Source organism: Flavobacterium sp. GCM10022190 (assembly GCF_042656445.1).
In the GTDB taxonomy this organism is placed as follows: domain Bacteria; phylum Bacteroidota; class Bacteroidia; order Flavobacteriales; family Flavobacteriaceae; genus Flavobacterium; species Flavobacterium nitratireducens.
The window spans coordinates 1,128,760-1,145,168 of the sequence record NZ_JBHSOQ010000001.1 but is presented as its reverse complement, the minus strand read 5'-3'; the positions used below and the strand labels follow the sequence as shown (position 1 = coordinate 1,145,168).

Sequence of the window (16,409 nt, the reverse complement as noted above, 5' to 3'; positions counted from 1 at the left end):
TTTACCAACTTATTTTAAAAATTTCGTGTGAGCTTCCATCATCGCGACTTTGAATTAATTCAACTTCGACTGGAGTACCGTATAATTTTCCTAAACCTTGAATAAGCCCTCTAACAAATTCTTGCAAACCTTCACGCTTAGAATGATAATGTAAACAAACACTTCGCTCTTCTATGTGGCTTACTTTGAATTCTGGAGGTGTCAATTTAGGATAAATTAACATCACTCTATTATGGAATACTGGTAAATTTACTAAAAATTCTTTCAAATTTGCACCTCCTGAGTTCATTAATCCAGGATATTTTTCTGAAGTTGTTTTGATAACCCACCATTCTCCAAAAGTCACTAAGACATTTTCTAAGGAAATTTGCATTTCTTCGGAAACCGCTTGAGCGATTTTAAAGGTTATTTCATCATCGTAAGGTTCACTACTTATAAAAAAATCAATATCGACTCCACTACGTGATTTAATGGATTCCCACTTATCTTTCCCAAAATTGGCTACAACCAAATCTTCGATGGATTTATTAACTACACCATACATAAGCCTGTCTCTATTATTGAGAAATTAATTCATTTACACTCCAATAATCTAGCATTCTTTTAATTCTATTGGAATAGTCTTCATATCTTAATGGCTTTAAAACATATCCCGCTATACCTATTTTGTAACATTCTAGTACATCTGCATGATTATTAGACGTCGTTAAAACAACTGCTGGAATATATTTTAAGTAATTATCATTTTTAAGAATTTGTAAAAATTCAATACCGTTTATTTTAGGCATATTCAAATCTAAGATAATTACATCTGGAATCACTTCTTTAACTTTCAATATTTCTAAGGCTACTTCTCCATTATTTGCTTCTATAACCTTATGATTCGATTCCAAAGTACTTACTACTCTGTTGAATTTCATTACTTCTATGGCGTCATCTTCAATAAGAAGAATATTTAGAGATCTAGACATTTTAGTTGGATTTAAAATTTGACACTAAAGTATTCTAATAATCCTAAAATCCATTTTGTTTTTCGTTAAGCTCAAGATTTAATGTCGACGAATGGGAAAAAAGTGTAGACGAATGATTTTGTAATCAAATAAAAAAACCTTACTTGCTTCTATAATATCAACTAAGGTTTTTTTATAATGTAGAGTACTATTTTAAATTAATCCTTGTCTCTTTTTTTCTAAATAACCATAATATGTTAGATTATTAGGAACAGTTACTTTAGGGTAAAAATAACTAGCTATCCATCCCACAAAAAACAAAACAAAATGACTGTAAACTCCAAGCATGTATTTATGATGCGTAAAATTATAAGCTCCTAAATCTAAAATCAAATGCTTGCCTTGACCAGATCCAGTTGATGTTGAAGTTAACAATGCATAAGCCGTAAAGAGTACACAAGCAATAATACCAATATTCAAACCTTGTTTATTAGCCCGATTTACAAAAAGTCCCAACAAAAGCATCCCTGCAATCCCTCCAGAAAAAATAGCATACAACATAAAAACAGTAGACAAAATACCTTCATTTTCACCAGAATACACGTAAATTGTAGCTACCATAATAGCAGCCAATCCAGCTACGACTACTAAAATTTTCCCCATACGAAGTTGTTGTTTTCCTGAACTATTGGGATGTAATCTTTTATAATAATCATCAACCCCTACAGCGGCTAAACAATTCAAATCGGCATCTAAACTAGAAATCGCTGCTGCAATTAATGCTGACAAAATCAAACCAATTAATCCAGGCGGCAATTGAGAAGTTATAAAATAAGGAAATACCGCATCGGACTTAATCCCTTCGGGCAAAGTTAAATGAGAATTTAAAGCATAAAATGAAAATAAAGCAGTACCAATAAACATAAATCCAACCCATACTGGCACTGTAATCGCTATCCCCATAATCGAAGCCCTAATGGCATCTTTATCGGTTTTAGCCGTTAAATAACGCTGTACAATAGTTTGATCAGCACCATATTTTTGAATGGCATAAAAAATACCATTAATCATCATAACCCAAAAAGTAAGATTGACAAAATCAAAATTGTAAGGTCCGAAACCAATTTTATCATGATCCACTGCATAAGTAACAATGGCTCCCAATCCTCCATCCGTTTTGAGAATAATGACTGTAATCGCTAATAATCCGCCTAGAATTAATAAAAAACCCTGAATAACATCTAACCAAATTACAGCCTCCATACCTCCAAAAAGCGTAATAAAAACAATAGCAATTCCGATGACCCAAATAATCACTAATGGATCTACTCCTGTCATAGAAGATAAGGCTAAGGCTAAAAGAAATAATATGGAACCCATTTTAGAAAAATGAGCAAAAATAAATCCTAAGGAACCGTATACACGAGCCAGATATCCAAATCGCTTTTCGAAATATTCATAAGCACTTAGACCGATAACATTGCGATACAAAGGCACAATAAACCGAATAGAAAAAAGCAACACCACTGGAACCATAAATCCTTGAATAAGAAGAATCCAATTGGATTTATAACCTTCACCTGGATAGGCCAAAAAAGTAACACTACTAATTAGGGTCGCAAAAATGGACATCCCAATTGCCCAAGCAGGAATATCTCCTCCAGCAGCAAAATACTGTTCGGTACTGGTTTGCTTTTTAGAAAAAATGACACCAAATAAGAATGTAACAACTAGAGAAAGAATTATAATAAAATAATCAATAAAATGTAAAGAGGATTCATTCATAATTTATAAAATTAAAATTTCCAGACAGACTCAGTCCACTGATAACTTCCTGGTTTTAGGGTTAAATACATTTGGTTTACTTGGTCAATTTTCATTCTTATTACACCTTGGGCTAATTCCTGCTCAGGGTAAAACTTTTTATATTCTAAATGCTCAATAATGGCATATGCTGTTGCTCCTCCTTCAATCAGCAATTCATCCAAATTTACTTTTTCAAGCACTCTTTTTACTACAATTGCAAAAACGTCTTTTATTAAACATGGTAAATTATCAACTTCATCACATTCTAATGTATCAATAGCAATAATTACCTTATCTTCTTTTTCAATCGCAAGAATAATAGCCACTACCCATTCCTGAATAATCGCTTCATAATTTTCATTACAAAAAATGTCTTTGGGCATATATAAAACACCGTTGTCACTTTCTTTTACTTTTCGAACGATTTCTCTACTTGGCAAATGATTACTTCCACAGATATACAACGCTTTTTTACCAAATTCTAATACTTTTGAAGCATTCGACTTATCTGCTTTTATTTTGCTTAAAATAGCATTAAAAAAGCTTGCTCCACCAGCAGGCAACATACTTTCGTCTATCATATTGGCCCAACCCATCAAATCTTCATTTGTAGGTGTATTGCCAATAATAAAACCTGTTTGGGGAATTTTTTGGCCTAAAGAAATAGAGAACGATTGGTCTCGGTAAGCGGCTCCAATCATATCCAAAACATTTGAAGTCGTTCCCTTATCAAAATCGTCACCAAAAAAATTAGTTTCCATTAAAGGAACCTTGTTGATATAGTAAATACCATCCACAATGGTGCGATTCATTGCTGGATTAGCTGGAACTAATAACACCTTTTTCTTTCCCGAAACAGTCAATTGAACGTCCAACTCCTCTCCAATTTTCCCTCTCAATAATGAATCTGTTTTTTTGTATATAAAATCGGGATGTAATTTAAGTAATTCTTCTGTTACTTCTCTAATTTGTTTTTGAGCTTCCATTTTGCTCAGAGACCTTGTATTTGTTGCGATTACCAGAACATCACAGTCGTAATCAGTATTTACAGAGGTATCTATCGTAACGCTAAATCCGTTACGAAGTGCAATTCCGCCTATTTCGGCAGCCCCTGTAAAATCATCTGATATAACCGCAATCATCGCTATTTGTTTTCTTGTTTATTTTTATGCAATCTAGCTGCATATTCAATGGCTAATACCATCGCATCTGGACTGGCAATGCCTCGACCTGCAATTTCCATAGCCGTTCCGTGATCTACAGAAGTTCTAATAATAGGTAATCCCAATGTAATATTTACTCCTCTTACACTCTTCATTTGTCCTTTTGACTCATCCCAATTAAAACCAACCGCTTTAAAAGGAATATGCCCCTGATCGTGGTACATGGCTACACAACCATCATAAACACCACCAATTGCCTTTGGGAACAAAGTATCGGCAGGAATAGGACCTTCCACATTATAACCTCGTTTTAATGCTTCATTCACTGCGGGTAAAATTTCCTGTTCTTCTTCCCAACCAAAAAGACCTCCGTCACTAGCATGCGGATTTAATCCTGCAACTCCAATTTTAGGATTAGCAACACCCAGTTTTTTACAAGCATCATCGATAAGCGAAATCGTATCCAGAATTCGGTCCTTTTTTACCAAATCACAAGCCTGTCTTAAAGAAACATGAGTAGAAACGTGGATTACTCTTAAGTTTTCTTCTACCAATAACATTCCGTACTTTTTGGTATTGGTATAGTGTGCATAAATTTCGGTATGCCCCGCAAAAACATGACCTGCTTTTTGAATCGATTCTTTGTTGATGGGACCTGTAACTGTTCCGTCAATTTCTCCGGCTAAAGCCAATTCGATATTTTTTACTACCGTTCTAAAAGATACATCACCAGCTTCGGCTGTAATTTCGCCCATCTTCAAATCGGCGATATTCATATAATTTAAATCAAAAACATCAATAATGCCTTTTTCAAATTGGGCATCAGCAATTTTTGAAATACGATTTACTTTCAAATCCAATCCACAAAACCCAATAGCTTGTTCAAAAACATCAGCTTCCCCTACTAAAATAGGATTGCATACTTCATATACTTTAGGATTTAATAAAGATTTTACAGCTACTTCAGGTCCTATACTTGCAGGATCACCCATTGTAATTCCTAAAATTGGCTTTCTATTTTCCATTATTGCAAAGTGTTTAGACTTTCTAAATTAGTTCCGTATTTATTTATTTTTTCCAATGCTATTTTCTCATCTGCTTCACTTACCTTAATCATTGGCAACAATACTTCATTTGAACAAAGATTATAGTTAGCTAATAAACATTTCAAAATTGGAATGGCATTAACCAATACTTGATTTTCCTGATAAATCTTAGAAATTGCATCGCTTTTTTGCTGAGCTTTTTGTGCAGAAACTTTATCACCGGTAAGAACCGCATTGTAAATAGTGCTATATAATTCCGGTGTCAAATTTCCTGTACTTGGCACCAATCCGTCAGCGCCCAATTGCATTCCTTCAAAAGATTTGGCTGCCCAACCAAGCAAATAAGAGAAATCTTCACGATCTTTCCATAATCTTATTGCTTTGGTCATTCGTTCTTCCCCTCTTTCCGATTCTTTATAACCTACAATATTGGGGTGCTTACTCAATTCGTCAGCAATATCTAAATCAATAGACATATTGGTTGTCATTGGCATATTATAAACAATCAATGGCAATGTGACAGCCGAAGCTAATTGCAGGAAATAATTTAAAATATGATTTTGATTCAATGGATAATAATAAGGCACATGAGCTACTAAAACATCTACTCCTAAATCCGTGTATAATTTAGCATGATCTAAGGATTCCTGAAAACAGTTACCAGAAATTCCAGCATAAATCATCGCTTTACCTTTGGCTACTTCTACTGTTTTTTTAACCAAAACCACTTTGCTTTCTAAGGAAATCGAACTCGATTCGCCAGTTGTACCCAAAACAAAAGGATGACAACCTCCATCTATTAAATGATTCACCAAAACAGCAACCGCATCCAAATCAATACTTAAATCAGCACGAAATGGCGTTACCATAGGCACTACTACTCCATTATATTTTTTTATATTTTTCATCTTATTTCACTAAAAAGCCGATTGATAGATGGCAACTGCATCTTCTACAGCAATTTCTCTTATATTATTTTTCAACAAACGTTGTACTTTAATAGCTCCTTCAGCTAAAAGCCCGATAGATTCTTTCTTTACTCCAGCTTCACCCAAAGTTGTTGGCAATCCACAATCAGCAATTAACTGTTTCATAATTCGTACTCCTTCTAAAGCAGTCTCTCTTGCCGTTTCTTTTTTCTCGGCACCCAAGACCTCTGCAATTCTTTCGTATTTTGTAGCATCTACTTCGATATTGTATTCCATTACATAAGGTAGTAACAATGCATTTGATAATCCATGCGGAATATGATATTCTACGCCCAAAGGATACGATAAAGCATGAACCGCAGCCGTATTTACAGGCCCAAGGCACATTCCGCCATACATACTTCCTAAAGCTACATGCGCTCTGGCTTCTAAATCGGCGCCATTATCACATGCTCTTTTTAAATATTTAGCAATCAATCGCACCCCTTCTAAAGCGTACAAATCCACAAAAGGATGTGCATATTTATTGGTATAAGCTTCTAAACAATGCGTTAAGGCATCAATCCCTGTTGCTGCCGTAATACTTTTGGGCAAAGAAACCGTAAGCACCGGATCAATATAAGCGGCATCAGGCACTAAATACGGACTAATAATCCCTACTTTCTCTCCAAATTCATTAACAAAAATAGCATTGGGTGACACCTCACTTCCGGTTCCAGAAGTAGTAGGAATACAAGCCACATAAATTTGTCTTTCTTTAAGATTCCCTATTCCTTTAATTTCATCTAAAGTTTGCGAATTTTTTAACTGAGCTGCCACTAATTTGGCCACATCCAAAACACTTCCACCTCCAATACCCACAACACTATCCGCTTCAAAAGCTTTTGCCTTGAGCAAGACTTTATTAAAATCCTCAAAAGTGGGTTCGCCCACTATCGATTCATCAACTTCAATTTCAACCCCTTGTGATTTTAATTTCTCTAAAAAAGGTACCAAAGCCGTGCTAAGCTCAGCAATGCTCAACAAGAACAATCTTTTAAAACCTTTTTCAAGAAAATCATCCACAAATCGCTGCATACTTCCCTCTCCGAAAACAACACGATTAGGATTTAAAATTACAATTTCTTTCATTCTATTATTTTATCATCTATTTCTATTGAGTAACATTCTAGTAAAAAAACAAACTCAAATCAAAATGTAAACGTTTACATTTTTTAACTAAAAAAAACTACTCCAAACGAGTAGTAGACTTTCTTATCATTAATTCAGTATCAAGAATAACACTCTCATTCTTTTTGCTAGGATGAGCAATTCTTTCATATAACATTTCAGCAGCTTTTCGTCCCATATCAAAACCTGGCTGACGCACTGCAGTTAAAGGCGGATTTAAAGAGATAGACCATGGCATATCATCAAAACCTATAATTGAAATTTCTTCAGGAATTTTAATGTTTTTACCATGAATGGCTTCAAGCGCCCCTAAAGTCAACAGATTATTTCCCGAAAAAACTGCTGTTGGCCTTTCTTCTAACTCTAAAATTAAATTTGCCAAATCAAATCCACTCTTATAATCGGCGTTTTTTGCAAAAACCAATTTTTCATCAAATGGAATTCCATATTTACGCAATGCCTTCTTGTAACCTTCTAAACGCCCAGTATAAGTTGGAATTTTAAAATTTCCCGAAATAAATGCAATTCTACGATGTCCAATACTCAACAAATGATCAACCGCATTAAAGGCACCTAATTCATTATCAACCTTTACAATATCAACTTCAATATCCGTCAAACCTCTATCAATACAAACAACAGGAATTCCGTTTTTTACTAAATTTTCAATTCCCTTATCTTTTCCATGAATAGGAGCAACAATTAAACCATCAATGTTCTCCGATTGAAAAATATCCAAATACAATTTTTCTTTTTTCTCATCCTGACCAAAATTACCAATCATAACGGCAAAGTTGTTTCGATAAGCATAATCTTCTACACCTCTTACCACGTCAACAAAAAATGGATTTTGAATATCTGGAATAATCAAGCCTAATAATTTTGTTTTACTATTAGAACTTCTTAATCTTTGTGCAACACGATTCGGTTTATAGTCTAATGCTTTAATAGAAGCCTGAACTTTAAGCACAGTTTCTTTACTTACCTTAGGATCATTATTAATAACCCTAGATACTGTGGCTATAGACACCTTTGAATGCTCCGCAACTGCTTTTAAATTTGACAACTTGATAAATGTAAACGTTTACAAGACAAATATGATAATATAAATTATAAAAAACAAATTTTATACACTTTTGTTTTTTTAATTTGAGAAAAGTTCAAAAAAAGTAAGATTAGCCTAATAGTTCTTGCTGCATCTTTTTAGTTAATCTATTCAAAACCAATCCATAGGAACCATCAATCATTTCTTTTAGAAAATGATCTGAAAGACCTGTATTAATTTCAACAGTATTCCAATGGTTTTTATTCATGTGAAAACCGGGTTGAATAGCATCAAATTGCAATCGCCATTCTTTAGCCAATTCTGGCTCACATTTTAAATTAACAGATGGCTTTCCTAATTCCCATTGTTTCAAAGAAGAAAGCGCAAACATCTTCCCTCCCACCTTAAAAACTAAAGTATCCTGATCAAAAGGAAAATGCTCCGTAACTCCCTTTTTAGAAAGACAATATTCGTAAAATTCTTCTAAATTCATTATTCGTTTTTTCCAATTTTCCCCAAATGGGTGTCTTTAAATCCACTTTCGTACTTAAGCCCATACCCCATCAATCTATCTAATGAGGAATGTGAAAATAAAATTACTCCTGCCAATTGCAATATTTCTTGACCAAAGTAAATTCCAACTAAATACATTAAAATTGCAATTGCTTTATGATGGTACAAATTATAACAAATTGCACCTGTTTTATTTCCAAAAAGATAACCAATCATTGAAAAATCAGGAGTTAAAATCAAAACTAAAAACCACCACCATTGATAATCCAAAAGATTAAAAAGATAAATCCCTAAAACCAATAATCCTAATTCTTCAAATTTAAGTACTAATTTCATAATACAACTTTTTCCATTAATTTTTCAGGATGAGCCAACGAATTAAATCCAAATTTACGATACAAAAAATGCGCATCGGTAGTCGCTAATCGCCATATTTTTACTTTACTAAGTACAGGTTCTTTCATCATTGCCTCAATCAAAATGGACGAATATCCATTTCCCCGGTGGTTTTCATCAATAAAAACATCCATCAAATAAGCAAACACCACATAATCGGTTATGACACGAGCAAAACCTATTTGCTTTTCGTTTAAGTAAATCCCAAAACAAAAGGAACTATCAATACAAGTCTGCACTTCTTCAATAGTTCGTGGTGCTGCCCAATAAATAGCTTTAGTGAAATTATGAATAAAAATAATATCCAATTGACTTTTATCTGTTGATACTGTTATCATATTTTGTACAAAACGGGTTTACTCGGACTGGCATCATTTTCAAATGAAGCGATTTGCAAATTCAACAAATAACTTCCGTCTTTTATTGCATCCGGAACATATATCATTTCCGTAATAGTCGCATCCAAACGCGCATCAGTATTGAGCTGATTGATATCTTTAACATTCCAAAAAGCTTTGTGTGAAACCAATTTACCTTCGTCATGTTCTTTATCTACACTTGGCAAATCGATTAATAAGTGTTTAATTCCGCTTTCGCAAATGAACTGTGCCGCCTCTTCCGATAGGTACGGAGGATTGGTATTGGAATAGTTTTTATGTGTTTTAGATTCCAAGTTTGGCAAAGTACGAATGATTAAAGCTTCAGTATTTTTTTCCTTCAAAAGTTCCTCGAGTTGGCTTTTGTTAATAACCAAATCTTCTCCTTGCACTTCAGGTTCTACAGAAATCAATTCAACCAAAAAGAAAAACTGCTTCAGACACTGATTGATACTGTAAAAATCTTTGGTAATATGCCCAAGGCATTCGGTATGGGTTCCATGTGCATGCGGATTGAATACAATGGTATTAAAATTGGTCGAAGCACCCGCTTTCACACTTCCTGTCCAATCACCAAAAACTACAGGACTTATTTCAGGCTTCTCCAAATACCAGGCAATCGGATTCGCATCCGTGTTAGTCAACGGAATAGAAATATCAATGGGTTTTGATAAATCGATTTGGAAATTATTAATTGTTGCTATCATAGTTTTTTTTACCGCAAGGAACGCAAAGGATTAAGCAAAGTTCGCAAAGCTTTAAGAACTTAGCGTGAAACTTATTAAACTTTGCGGTTAAACTTTTATTCCAAATTTACCCAAAAAAGATCAGAAGCAATACCATCCGCTAAAAACTTTCCTTTAGAAGTAGGCTTCAGAATGTTACCTTTTATAAAAAGTAATTCGTCATCAATGAATTTTTGTCCCTGTTTCAGTAAATAATCCAAATATTTCTGACCAAATTCCGCCTGAATTCGATCCAAAGAAACACCCCAAATCGTTCGCAGTCCAGTCATAATATACTCATTGTAACGGTCGGCAACCGATAAGATCTCCATTTCGTTTGGTAATTTATTTTCCTGAATCGATTTTAAATACAAAAGATTATTAGCAATGTTCCAACTTCTGGAAATTCCGTCATAACTATGAGCCGAAGGTCCTATTCCAATGTATTTTTTCCCTAACCAATAGGCCGAATTGTTTTTAGAAAAATAGTCGGGTCTTCCAAAATTCGACAATTCATAATGCACAAAACCATTTGCCTCGAGCGTTTCTACCAAAATCATAAAATGTTCCGATGCGACATCATCTTTAGGTTCTGCTATTTTTCCAGTTTGAATCAATTTGTTCAAAGCGGTTTTAGGCTCCACCGTCAAAGCATAACTGGAAATATGCGGAATATTAAAACTTAAAGCCGTTTCAATATTCTGTTTCCACTTGTCATTGCTCATCCCCGGAATACCATAAATCAAATCCAGTGAGATATTATCAAAATATTTTGTTGCCGTTTCCAGGCATTTCTTTGCTTCTTCCGAATTATGCGCCCGATTCATCATTTGCAAATCCTCTTCAAAAAAAGACTGAATTCCAATTGAAAGTCGATTGATTCCTATTTGTTTCAAATTAATCAAATAGTCTTCCGATAAATCGTCGGGATTAGCTTCTAAAGTAATTTCAGGATTTTCAACTACTTTATAATTTTCATAAATTGCTGCAATCTGCAATTGTATATCTTCAATCAGCAATCTACTTGGCGTTCCTCCTCCAAAATAAATCGTTTCAACTACCTCTTCTTTGAACTCTTCCTTTCGAAGTTGGATTTCTTTGACCAAAGCCAAAACCATTTCGTCTTTCTTCTTCATTGAAGTCGAAAAATGAAAGTCGCAATAATGGCAAGCCTGCTTGCAAAAAGGGATATGAATGTAGATGCCGCTCATTTTATTAGTTTACAGTCCCGTCGCAGTTTACAGTACTATTACTGAAAACTGAACACTGAACACTATTTTTTTATTCTTTCTTCATTTTGTTTTACAAAAGCATCCCAACCAGAATAACTTTTACCCGCCACCACTTTTCCGGAATTGAAAAAATGACAAACCGCAGCAGCCAAACCATCGGTAGAATCGAGATTTTTAGGCAATTCTTTCAAGTCTAAAAGTTGTTGCAGCATTTTAGCCACCTGTTCTTTACTGGCATTTCCATTTCCGGTAATGGCCATTTTAATTTTCTTAGGCTCGTACTCCGTAATAGGAATTCCACGAGAAAGCCCCGCCGCCATTGCTACACCTTGGGCTCGCCCTAATTTTAACATCGATTGTACATTTTTTCCAAAGAAAGGTGCTTCAATGGCAATTTCGTCCGGACAATGCGTATCAATTAACTCGATAGTGCGCTCAAATATGATTCTGAGTTTCTGATAATGATTGTCGTATTTAGACAATTGCAATTCGTTAAGCTGAACGAACTCCATTTTTTTATTAATAACACGAATCAAACCAAACCCCATAATGGTGGTTCCCGGGTCAATTCCTAATATGATACGTTCGCTTGCCAAAAGATTTATTTATAGTTTAAAGTACAAACTTCAAAGATTTCGTTTCTTTGCACCAATGATTTCAATACCTCACAAAACTAAGCAATTCCTAGTACTTCTAATCAAAATTTTGATTGTTGCTGGCGCATTCTATTTTATTTACAACCAACTAGCGAATAACGACCAGCTTGATTGGCAAAAATTCATGGTTTTATTTCGCAAAAACCAATCAGTTTCTGGTATTGTGTTTATTTTGTCTTTGAGTGTCTTGAATCGTTATTTTGAAATTTTGAAATGGCAAAATCTCGCTCAACACATTCGAAAAATCACGCTATCCGAATCCACTCAACAAGTACTAGCCGCTTTAACTGCGGGACTTTTTACTCCAAACGGCGTGGGTGAATACGCAGGCAAAGCCTTATTTTTCAAAAAATCGGAAGCTAAAAAAGTAGTCTTTCTAAACCTAATTTGCAACGGAATCCAAATGGTACTCACTGTTGTTTTTGGATTTTTTGGATTACTATATTTCAATTCGCTTTTCAATATTATCACTCCAAAAACGGTTTTACTACTTTTTGGGATTTTAATCGGTATAATTGTATTGCTTTTTTCGATAAAAAAAATCGCTATCAAAGGCTATTCTATCGAAAAACTCATCCATAAAATTAACGAGATTCCTAAAAGCATTCATCGACGAAATATCGCATTGGGTATTTGTCGTTATCTTGTTTTTTCGCACCAATACTATTTTCTATTTTTAGCTTTTGATGTTCATTTACCATATTTAACATTAATGGCTGCTATTTCGAGCGTTTATTTCCTGGCTTCTTCTTTGCCTACTTTCCAGTTTTTGGATTTCGCTGTAAAAGGAAGTGTAGCGATTTATTTCTTTGGAATTTTGGGCGTAAACGAATGGATCGTGGTTTTTATCTCTACCCTAATGTGGTTTTTGAATGTGGTAATCCCAGTAGTAATAGGAAGTTATTATGTTTTGGGTTTTAAAACTAAAACTATTGCCTAATGATTCTTTTGATTGTAATATTAAGCTTTTATTTTGCAGCTATATTGCTTTTGATTTATGGTTTTAGCAAAATAAAAAAAAACAACCACATTGATTTAAAACCGAAAACCAGCTTTACAATCATTGTTCCTTTCCGAAACGAAGCCGAAAATCTTCCGGTTTTACTGGAGAGTTTGGAAAAGATGAATTATCCTTTCGATTTATTCGAAGTACTATTGGTTGATGATGAATCGACAGAAAAATTCCAAATTTTAAATTCCAAATTCCAACTAACAATAATAGACAACATTCGAACTTCCAATTCACCCAAAAAAGACGCTATTACAACTGCCATACAAAAGATAAAAACCGACTGGGTTATTACCACTGATGCCGATTGTGTAATACCTAAAAATTGGCTTTTGACCCTAGACAATTATATTCAGACCCATGACGTTTCCATGATTGCAGGAGCGGTAAACTATTTAGTAAATGAATCTTTTTTACATCATTTTCAACAATTAGACTTAGCTAGTTTGCAAGGTGCTACCATTGGAAGTTTTGGAATCGGGAAAGGTTTTATGTGTAACGGAGCGAATCTGGCTTATTCCAAATCCTTATTCCATTCATTAAATGGTTTTGAAGGCAATGGTACAATTGCCAGTGGCGATGATGTTTTTTTATTACAAAAAGCCATGCAACAATTCCCTAATAAGGTTCATTATTTAAAATCGGAAGATTTCATTGTAAGCACTAAACCTTTGAATAACTGGAAATCTCTTTTTTATCAAAGAGTCCGTTGGGCTTCTAAAACTACTTCTTATCAAAGTACTTTTGGTAAAATGTTAGGATTAATTGTTTTTGGAGGAAACTTAGGTTTATTGTTTGTTGTTTGGAGTTTATTGTTTGGAGTTGGTAATCCGTATATTTTATGTTTTGTATTTTTATGCAAACTCAACATCGACTTTGTATTGATACACAAAACAAATACTTTTTTAAAAAGCAAAACAACTTCTTATGTCACTTCTGCATTACTTTATCCTTTTTTTAGTGTTGCTGTCGCATTGTACGCTCTAGTTGGAAAATACGAATGGAAAGGAAGACGATTTTAAATCTTATTTTGGTTCCTAAAAAGAATTCCTGCAAATGCAGTTGCTAGTACAACTGAAGAAATGACACTCACAATTAGATTCCCAATCGTATTATAATTAGATACATCCCAAAGTAAAAATCGAATTATTAGAATTCCTATTGTAAAAAGAAGAACAGCAAGCCAATAGTTACAATCAATTGTAAGCCTATCTAGTTTGACCTCAGTTAATCGTAAAAAATAGACACTAATAACTAACAATCCTACAACAGAACTCAAATGTTGTGCTATTTTATAAATAGGAAAACCAATAAATTGCATATTAAAAAAAGAAACTCGTTGAACTATATAACCATCCCAATGCGTCATAGAATCCCAGAAGATATGTGTCATTGTTCCAAAAATAAAAGATAAAAACACAATGAGAAGATTATTTTTGAAGTAGCAATTCCAATCAAAATTTTTTAAAACAACAAGTCTTTTTTGAAAAAATAAAGGAAGATTCTCTATTAATGGTTTTTTTATAATTCCATGAAACAAAAATGCAATTATCAAAGCCAAAGGAAGATCAACTAAAAATATCCCTAAAAAAGTATGACTGATTTCGCTTTGAATTTTCATTCGAAAAAAATACTCTAAATCGGGAGACATGGTACCCACAACTAGAGCGGTAGCCGAAAAATATTTCCTTTTTAGAAAGGGAAGTACAATAGCCGGATGTGAAAAAGTAAATGGCACCTTACTCGACCTTAATTATTACTGGAAGAATGAACTGTGTTTTTACAGGAATTCCTTGTTTGAGTGCTGGATTTACTTTTGGAAAATTCACCAAACGGGCATGTAAAATACTATCAATTTTTATGGTATCATAAGCCACTGAATCTTTAGGAAAATGTGGTTCAAACTGCATTCTTGAATCAGGGAAAACAGTTACTTTCACCTCAATCGTATCTAATTCTGGATATAGCACAGAAAGCGTATCTATTTCTAATTTTTCTTGGATTAACTGACTAAGAAATTCAAAAAAACATTGTTGGCGTTGTTTTTTATCCGTCAATTTATCACAATCAGTAAAAGAAGGATATTCATCTACCTCTTTCCAATTGATTGCTTTTAATTCCTTTTGCAATAATTCTTTCTCAGACGGCACTTGCTTCTCGAAATATTGACAAGAAGTACAAATCATAAAGACAAGAAAAAAGTAATAGTGCTTCAAGGTTCTGTTTTTGAATTTGACCAATATTTTATAAAAATACGATTATTTTTTTTGAGATGTTTTGGAAAACAAATATTCTTCCTAACTTTCTAATAAATTAATTTTCAAAATTAGTAAAAATAAATTTATGGATATTTTACTTCTTATTATTGCTTTTGTTTGCATGATTATTGGAATTCTCGGTAGTTTATTGCCTGTTTTGCCCGGAATTAGTTTATGTTGGCTAGGAATAGCACTACTTTATTGTACATCAGTCATCCCGACAAATTATTTAATTTTAGGAGTAACACTAATTATTGTCATTCTTTTTACTATTGCAAATTACATATTACCAGCAAAAGGAACACAACGGTTTGGCGGAAGTAAAGCTGGAATATGGGGAACAAATATTGGTTTAATAATTGGTTTATTGGCTCCAATACCATTTGGTTTTATAATAGGCCCTTTTGTAGGAGCCTTAATTGGGGAATTATTTTTTGACACTAAAAACACAGAACAAGCATTCAAAGCTGCCACTGGTTCTGTACTTGGGATTTTAGTATCCAGCTTCATTCAATTTATGCTTTGTATAATATATTTGGGAATTTTCATCTCAATTATTTGGGAATACAAAGAATCTCTTTTTTAAAGAAAAAAAATCAATAAAAAAAGCGACTCATTACTGAAGCCTTTTAACAAATTTGTCTCGTTCTTGAAACGAGAGGACTCGAACCCATCTCGTACCAAAGACGAGATGACAAGCATATATTTAACCTCTAATTAATTTTTCGAAAGAAGATCTATTGAGTTTCTTAATTCATTTTTATTCGATCATTGCCAAAGTCTTACTTTCATATTCTTTAACATAAACCAATTGCCAATCTTTTGCCCTTGAAGTAAATTCAATCCTTTCCAACAAATGGGATTCTAATCTTCCTTCAACATTTGATATAAAACCTTTATAGTAAACATCAAGACTTTTAAACGTAATACATAGTTTTAACAATAAAAAAAGCCTTTCCGTTAAGAAAGGCTTTCTGCAAATTTTGCGGTCTGGACGGGACTCGAACCCGCGACCCCATGCGTGACAGGCATGTATTCTAACCAACTGAACTACCAAACCTCTGCTTTATTGCGGTGGCAAAGATACAACAGATTTCTTTATGCGCAAGTATTTTTCCAAAAAATAAAAATATT

20 protein-coding genes and 1 tRNA gene are annotated in these 16,409 nt (G+C 33.7%); 3 read left to right on the top strand and 18 right to left on the bottom strand.

Annotation, left to right across the window (positions count from 1 at the left end; translation table 11 throughout):
* Nucleotide 1: 1 nt before the first annotated feature.
* The 14 genes from ACFPTQ_RS04815 to ruvC form a co-directional block, all read right to left on the bottom strand.
* On the bottom strand, nucleotides 2-544 hold the full coding sequence (locus ACFPTQ_RS04815; RefSeq protein WP_379774534.1) for a heme NO-binding domain-containing protein: 543 nt from the start codon (nucleotides 542-544) through the stop codon (nucleotides 2-4).
* A gap of 13 nt (nucleotides 545-557) precedes the next feature.
* Nucleotides 558-971, bottom strand: a complete 414-nt coding sequence (locus ACFPTQ_RS04810) for a response regulator (RefSeq protein WP_379774531.1) — start codon at nucleotides 969-971, stop codon at nucleotides 558-560.
* A 192-nt stretch (nucleotides 972-1,163) separates the two neighbouring features.
* Nucleotides 1,164-2,735 (bottom strand): sodium:solute symporter, encoded by a 1,572-nt coding sequence (locus tag ACFPTQ_RS04805; protein WP_379774529.1) that lies wholly within the window; start codon nucleotides 2,733-2,735, stop codon nucleotides 1,164-1,166.
* Between the two features lie 11 nt (nucleotides 2,736-2,746).
* On the bottom strand, nucleotides 2,747-3,898 hold the full coding sequence (locus ACFPTQ_RS04800; RefSeq protein ID WP_379774526.1) for a four-carbon acid sugar kinase family protein: 1,152 nt from the start codon (nucleotides 3,896-3,898) through the stop codon (nucleotides 2,747-2,749).
* 2 nt (nucleotides 3,899-3,900) lie between these two features.
* A complete protein-coding gene (pdxA, locus tag ACFPTQ_RS04795; RefSeq protein WP_379774524.1) occupies nucleotides 3,901-4,944 on the bottom strand; it encodes a 4-hydroxythreonine-4-phosphate dehydrogenase PdxA in 1,044 nt (347 codons plus the stop codon).
* Nucleotides 4,944-5,873 (bottom strand): dihydrodipicolinate synthase family protein, encoded by a 930-nt coding sequence (locus ACFPTQ_RS04790; RefSeq protein WP_379774522.1) that lies wholly within the window; start codon nucleotides 5,871-5,873, stop codon nucleotides 4,944-4,946. Before ACFPTQ_RS04790 ends, pdxA begins: the two co-directional genes overlap by 1 nt.
* Nucleotides 5,874-5,882: 9 nt before the next feature.
* Nucleotides 5,883-7,025, bottom strand: coding sequence for an iron-containing alcohol dehydrogenase (locus tag ACFPTQ_RS04785; protein WP_379774520.1), 1,143 nt, complete (start codon nucleotides 7,023-7,025; stop codon nucleotides 5,883-5,885).
* A 97-nt stretch (nucleotides 7,026-7,122) separates the two neighbouring features.
* A complete protein-coding gene (locus ACFPTQ_RS04780; RefSeq protein ID WP_379774518.1) occupies nucleotides 7,123-8,130 on the bottom strand; it encodes a LacI family DNA-binding transcriptional regulator in 1,008 nt (335 codons plus the stop codon).
* 109 nt (nucleotides 8,131-8,239) lie between these two features.
* Nucleotides 8,240-8,602 (bottom strand): MmcQ/YjbR family DNA-binding protein, encoded by a 363-nt coding sequence (locus ACFPTQ_RS04775; RefSeq protein ID WP_379774515.1) that lies wholly within the window; start codon nucleotides 8,600-8,602, stop codon nucleotides 8,240-8,242.
* Entirely contained in the window at nucleotides 8,602-8,958 is a 357-nt protein-coding gene (locus tag ACFPTQ_RS04770; RefSeq protein ID WP_379774513.1) for a DUF4260 domain-containing protein, read from the bottom strand. The genes ACFPTQ_RS04775 and ACFPTQ_RS04770 overlap by 1 nt, the downstream gene beginning before the upstream one ends.
* Nucleotides 8,955-9,356, bottom strand: a complete 402-nt coding sequence (locus tag ACFPTQ_RS04765) for a GNAT family N-acetyltransferase (RefSeq protein WP_379774511.1) — start codon at nucleotides 9,354-9,356, stop codon at nucleotides 8,955-8,957. The genes ACFPTQ_RS04770 and ACFPTQ_RS04765 overlap by 4 nt, the downstream gene beginning before the upstream one ends.
* The gene (locus ACFPTQ_RS04760; RefSeq protein WP_379774508.1) at nucleotides 9,353-10,102 is read right to left on the bottom strand and encodes a cyclase family protein; all 750 of its coding nucleotides are present in this window, start codon (nucleotides 10,100-10,102) and stop codon (nucleotides 9,353-9,355) included. The genes ACFPTQ_RS04765 and ACFPTQ_RS04760 overlap by 4 nt, the downstream gene beginning before the upstream one ends.
* Nucleotides 10,103-10,197: 95 nt before the next feature.
* The gene (hemW, locus tag ACFPTQ_RS04755; RefSeq protein WP_379774505.1) at nucleotides 10,198-11,331 is read right to left on the bottom strand and encodes a radical SAM family heme chaperone HemW; all 1,134 of its coding nucleotides are present in this window, start codon (nucleotides 11,329-11,331) and stop codon (nucleotides 10,198-10,200) included.
* A 62-nt stretch (nucleotides 11,332-11,393) separates the two neighbouring features.
* Nucleotides 11,394-11,948: a crossover junction endodeoxyribonuclease RuvC gene (gene ruvC / locus ACFPTQ_RS04750; RefSeq protein WP_379774503.1), complete on the bottom strand. Its 555-nt coding sequence runs from the start codon at nucleotides 11,946-11,948 to the stop codon at nucleotides 11,394-11,396.
* Nucleotides 11,949-12,003: 55 nt separating this feature from the next.
* Between ruvC and ACFPTQ_RS04745 the strand changes: the two genes are divergently transcribed.
* A complete protein-coding gene (locus ACFPTQ_RS04745) occupies nucleotides 12,004-12,948 on the top strand; it encodes a hypothetical protein (protein WP_379774501.1) in 945 nt (314 codons plus the stop codon).
* A complete protein-coding gene (locus ACFPTQ_RS04740; RefSeq protein WP_379774498.1) occupies nucleotides 12,948-14,039 on the top strand; it encodes a glycosyltransferase family 2 protein in 1,092 nt (363 codons plus the stop codon). Before ACFPTQ_RS04745 ends, ACFPTQ_RS04740 begins: the two co-directional genes overlap by 1 nt.
* On the opposite strand, the gene ACFPTQ_RS04735 is transcribed toward ACFPTQ_RS04740, so the two are convergent.
* Both ACFPTQ_RS04735 and ACFPTQ_RS04730 read right to left on the bottom strand, forming a co-directional pair.
* Nucleotides 14,036-14,755 (bottom strand): DUF4184 family protein, encoded by a 720-nt coding sequence (locus tag ACFPTQ_RS04735; protein ID WP_379774495.1) that lies wholly within the window; start codon nucleotides 14,753-14,755, stop codon nucleotides 14,036-14,038. The genes ACFPTQ_RS04740 and ACFPTQ_RS04735 overlap by 4 nt on opposite strands.
* Nucleotide 14,756: 1 nt before the next feature.
* Nucleotides 14,757-15,233, bottom strand: a complete 477-nt coding sequence (locus tag ACFPTQ_RS04730; protein WP_379774492.1) for a hypothetical protein — start codon at nucleotides 15,231-15,233, stop codon at nucleotides 14,757-14,759.
* Between the two features lie 127 nt (nucleotides 15,234-15,360).
* Between ACFPTQ_RS04730 and ACFPTQ_RS04725 the strand changes: the two genes are divergently transcribed.
* Nucleotides 15,361-15,861 (top strand): DUF456 domain-containing protein, encoded by a 501-nt coding sequence (locus ACFPTQ_RS04725; protein ID WP_379774489.1) that lies wholly within the window; start codon nucleotides 15,361-15,363, stop codon nucleotides 15,859-15,861.
* A 174-nt stretch (nucleotides 15,862-16,035) separates the two neighbouring features.
* On the opposite strand, the gene ACFPTQ_RS04720 is transcribed toward ACFPTQ_RS04725, so the two are convergent.
* Both ACFPTQ_RS04720 and ACFPTQ_RS04715 read right to left on the bottom strand, forming a co-directional pair.
* Entirely contained in the window at nucleotides 16,036-16,218 is a 183-nt protein-coding gene (locus tag ACFPTQ_RS04720; RefSeq protein ID WP_379774486.1) for a GIY-YIG nuclease family protein, read from the bottom strand.
* 43 nt (nucleotides 16,219-16,261) lie between these two features.
* A tRNA-Asp gene (locus tag ACFPTQ_RS04715) sits at nucleotides 16,262-16,335 on the bottom strand.
* Nucleotides 16,336-16,409: the final 74 nt, after the last annotated feature.

Excerpts from the sequence above, each read along its gene's own strand:
- ACFPTQ_RS04815 (WP_379774534.1), bottom strand. The coding sequence starts at position 544 with ATGTATGGTGTAGTTAATAAATCCATCGAAGATTTGGTTGTAGCCAAT.
- ACFPTQ_RS04810 (WP_379774531.1), bottom strand. The coding sequence starts at position 971 with ATGTCTAGATCTCTAAATATTCTTCTTATTGAAGATGACGCCATAGAA.
- ACFPTQ_RS04805 (WP_379774529.1), bottom strand. The coding sequence starts at position 2,735 with ATGAATGAATCCTCTTTACATTTTATTGATTATTTTATTATAATTCTT.
- ACFPTQ_RS04800 (WP_379774526.1), bottom strand. The coding sequence starts at position 3,898 with ATGATTGCGGTTATATCAGATGATTTTACAGGGGCTGCCGAAATAGGC.
- pdxA (WP_379774524.1), bottom strand. The coding sequence starts at position 4,944 with ATGGAAAATAGAAAGCCAATTTTAGGAATTACAATGGGTGATCCTGCA.
- ACFPTQ_RS04790 (WP_379774522.1), bottom strand. The coding sequence starts at position 5,873 with ATGAAAAATATAAAAAAATATAATGGAGTAGTAGTGCCTATGGTAACG.
- ACFPTQ_RS04785 (WP_379774520.1), bottom strand. The coding sequence starts at position 7,025 with ATGAAAGAAATTGTAATTTTAAATCCTAATCGTGTTGTTTTCGGAGAG.
- ACFPTQ_RS04775 (WP_379774515.1), bottom strand. The coding sequence starts at position 8,602 with ATGAATTTAGAAGAATTTTACGAATATTGTCTTTCTAAAAAGGGAGTT.
- ACFPTQ_RS04770 (WP_379774513.1), bottom strand. The coding sequence starts at position 8,958 with ATGAAATTAGTACTTAAATTTGAAGAATTAGGATTATTGGTTTTAGGG.
- ACFPTQ_RS04765 (WP_379774511.1), bottom strand. The coding sequence starts at position 9,356 with ATGATAACAGTATCAACAGATAAAAGTCAATTGGATATTATTTTTATT.
- ACFPTQ_RS04760 (WP_379774508.1), bottom strand. The coding sequence starts at position 10,102 with ATGATAGCAACAATTAATAATTTCCAAATCGATTTATCAAAACCCATT.
- hemW (WP_379774505.1), bottom strand. The coding sequence starts at position 11,331 with ATGAGCGGCATCTACATTCATATCCCTTTTTGCAAGCAGGCTTGCCAT.
- ACFPTQ_RS04745 (WP_379774501.1), top strand. The coding sequence starts at position 12,004 with ATGATTTCAATACCTCACAAAACTAAGCAATTCCTAGTACTTCTAATC.
- ACFPTQ_RS04740 (WP_379774498.1), top strand. The coding sequence starts at position 12,948 with ATGATTCTTTTGATTGTAATATTAAGCTTTTATTTTGCAGCTATATTG.
- ACFPTQ_RS04725 (WP_379774489.1), top strand. The coding sequence starts at position 15,361 with ATGGATATTTTACTTCTTATTATTGCTTTTGTTTGCATGATTATTGGA.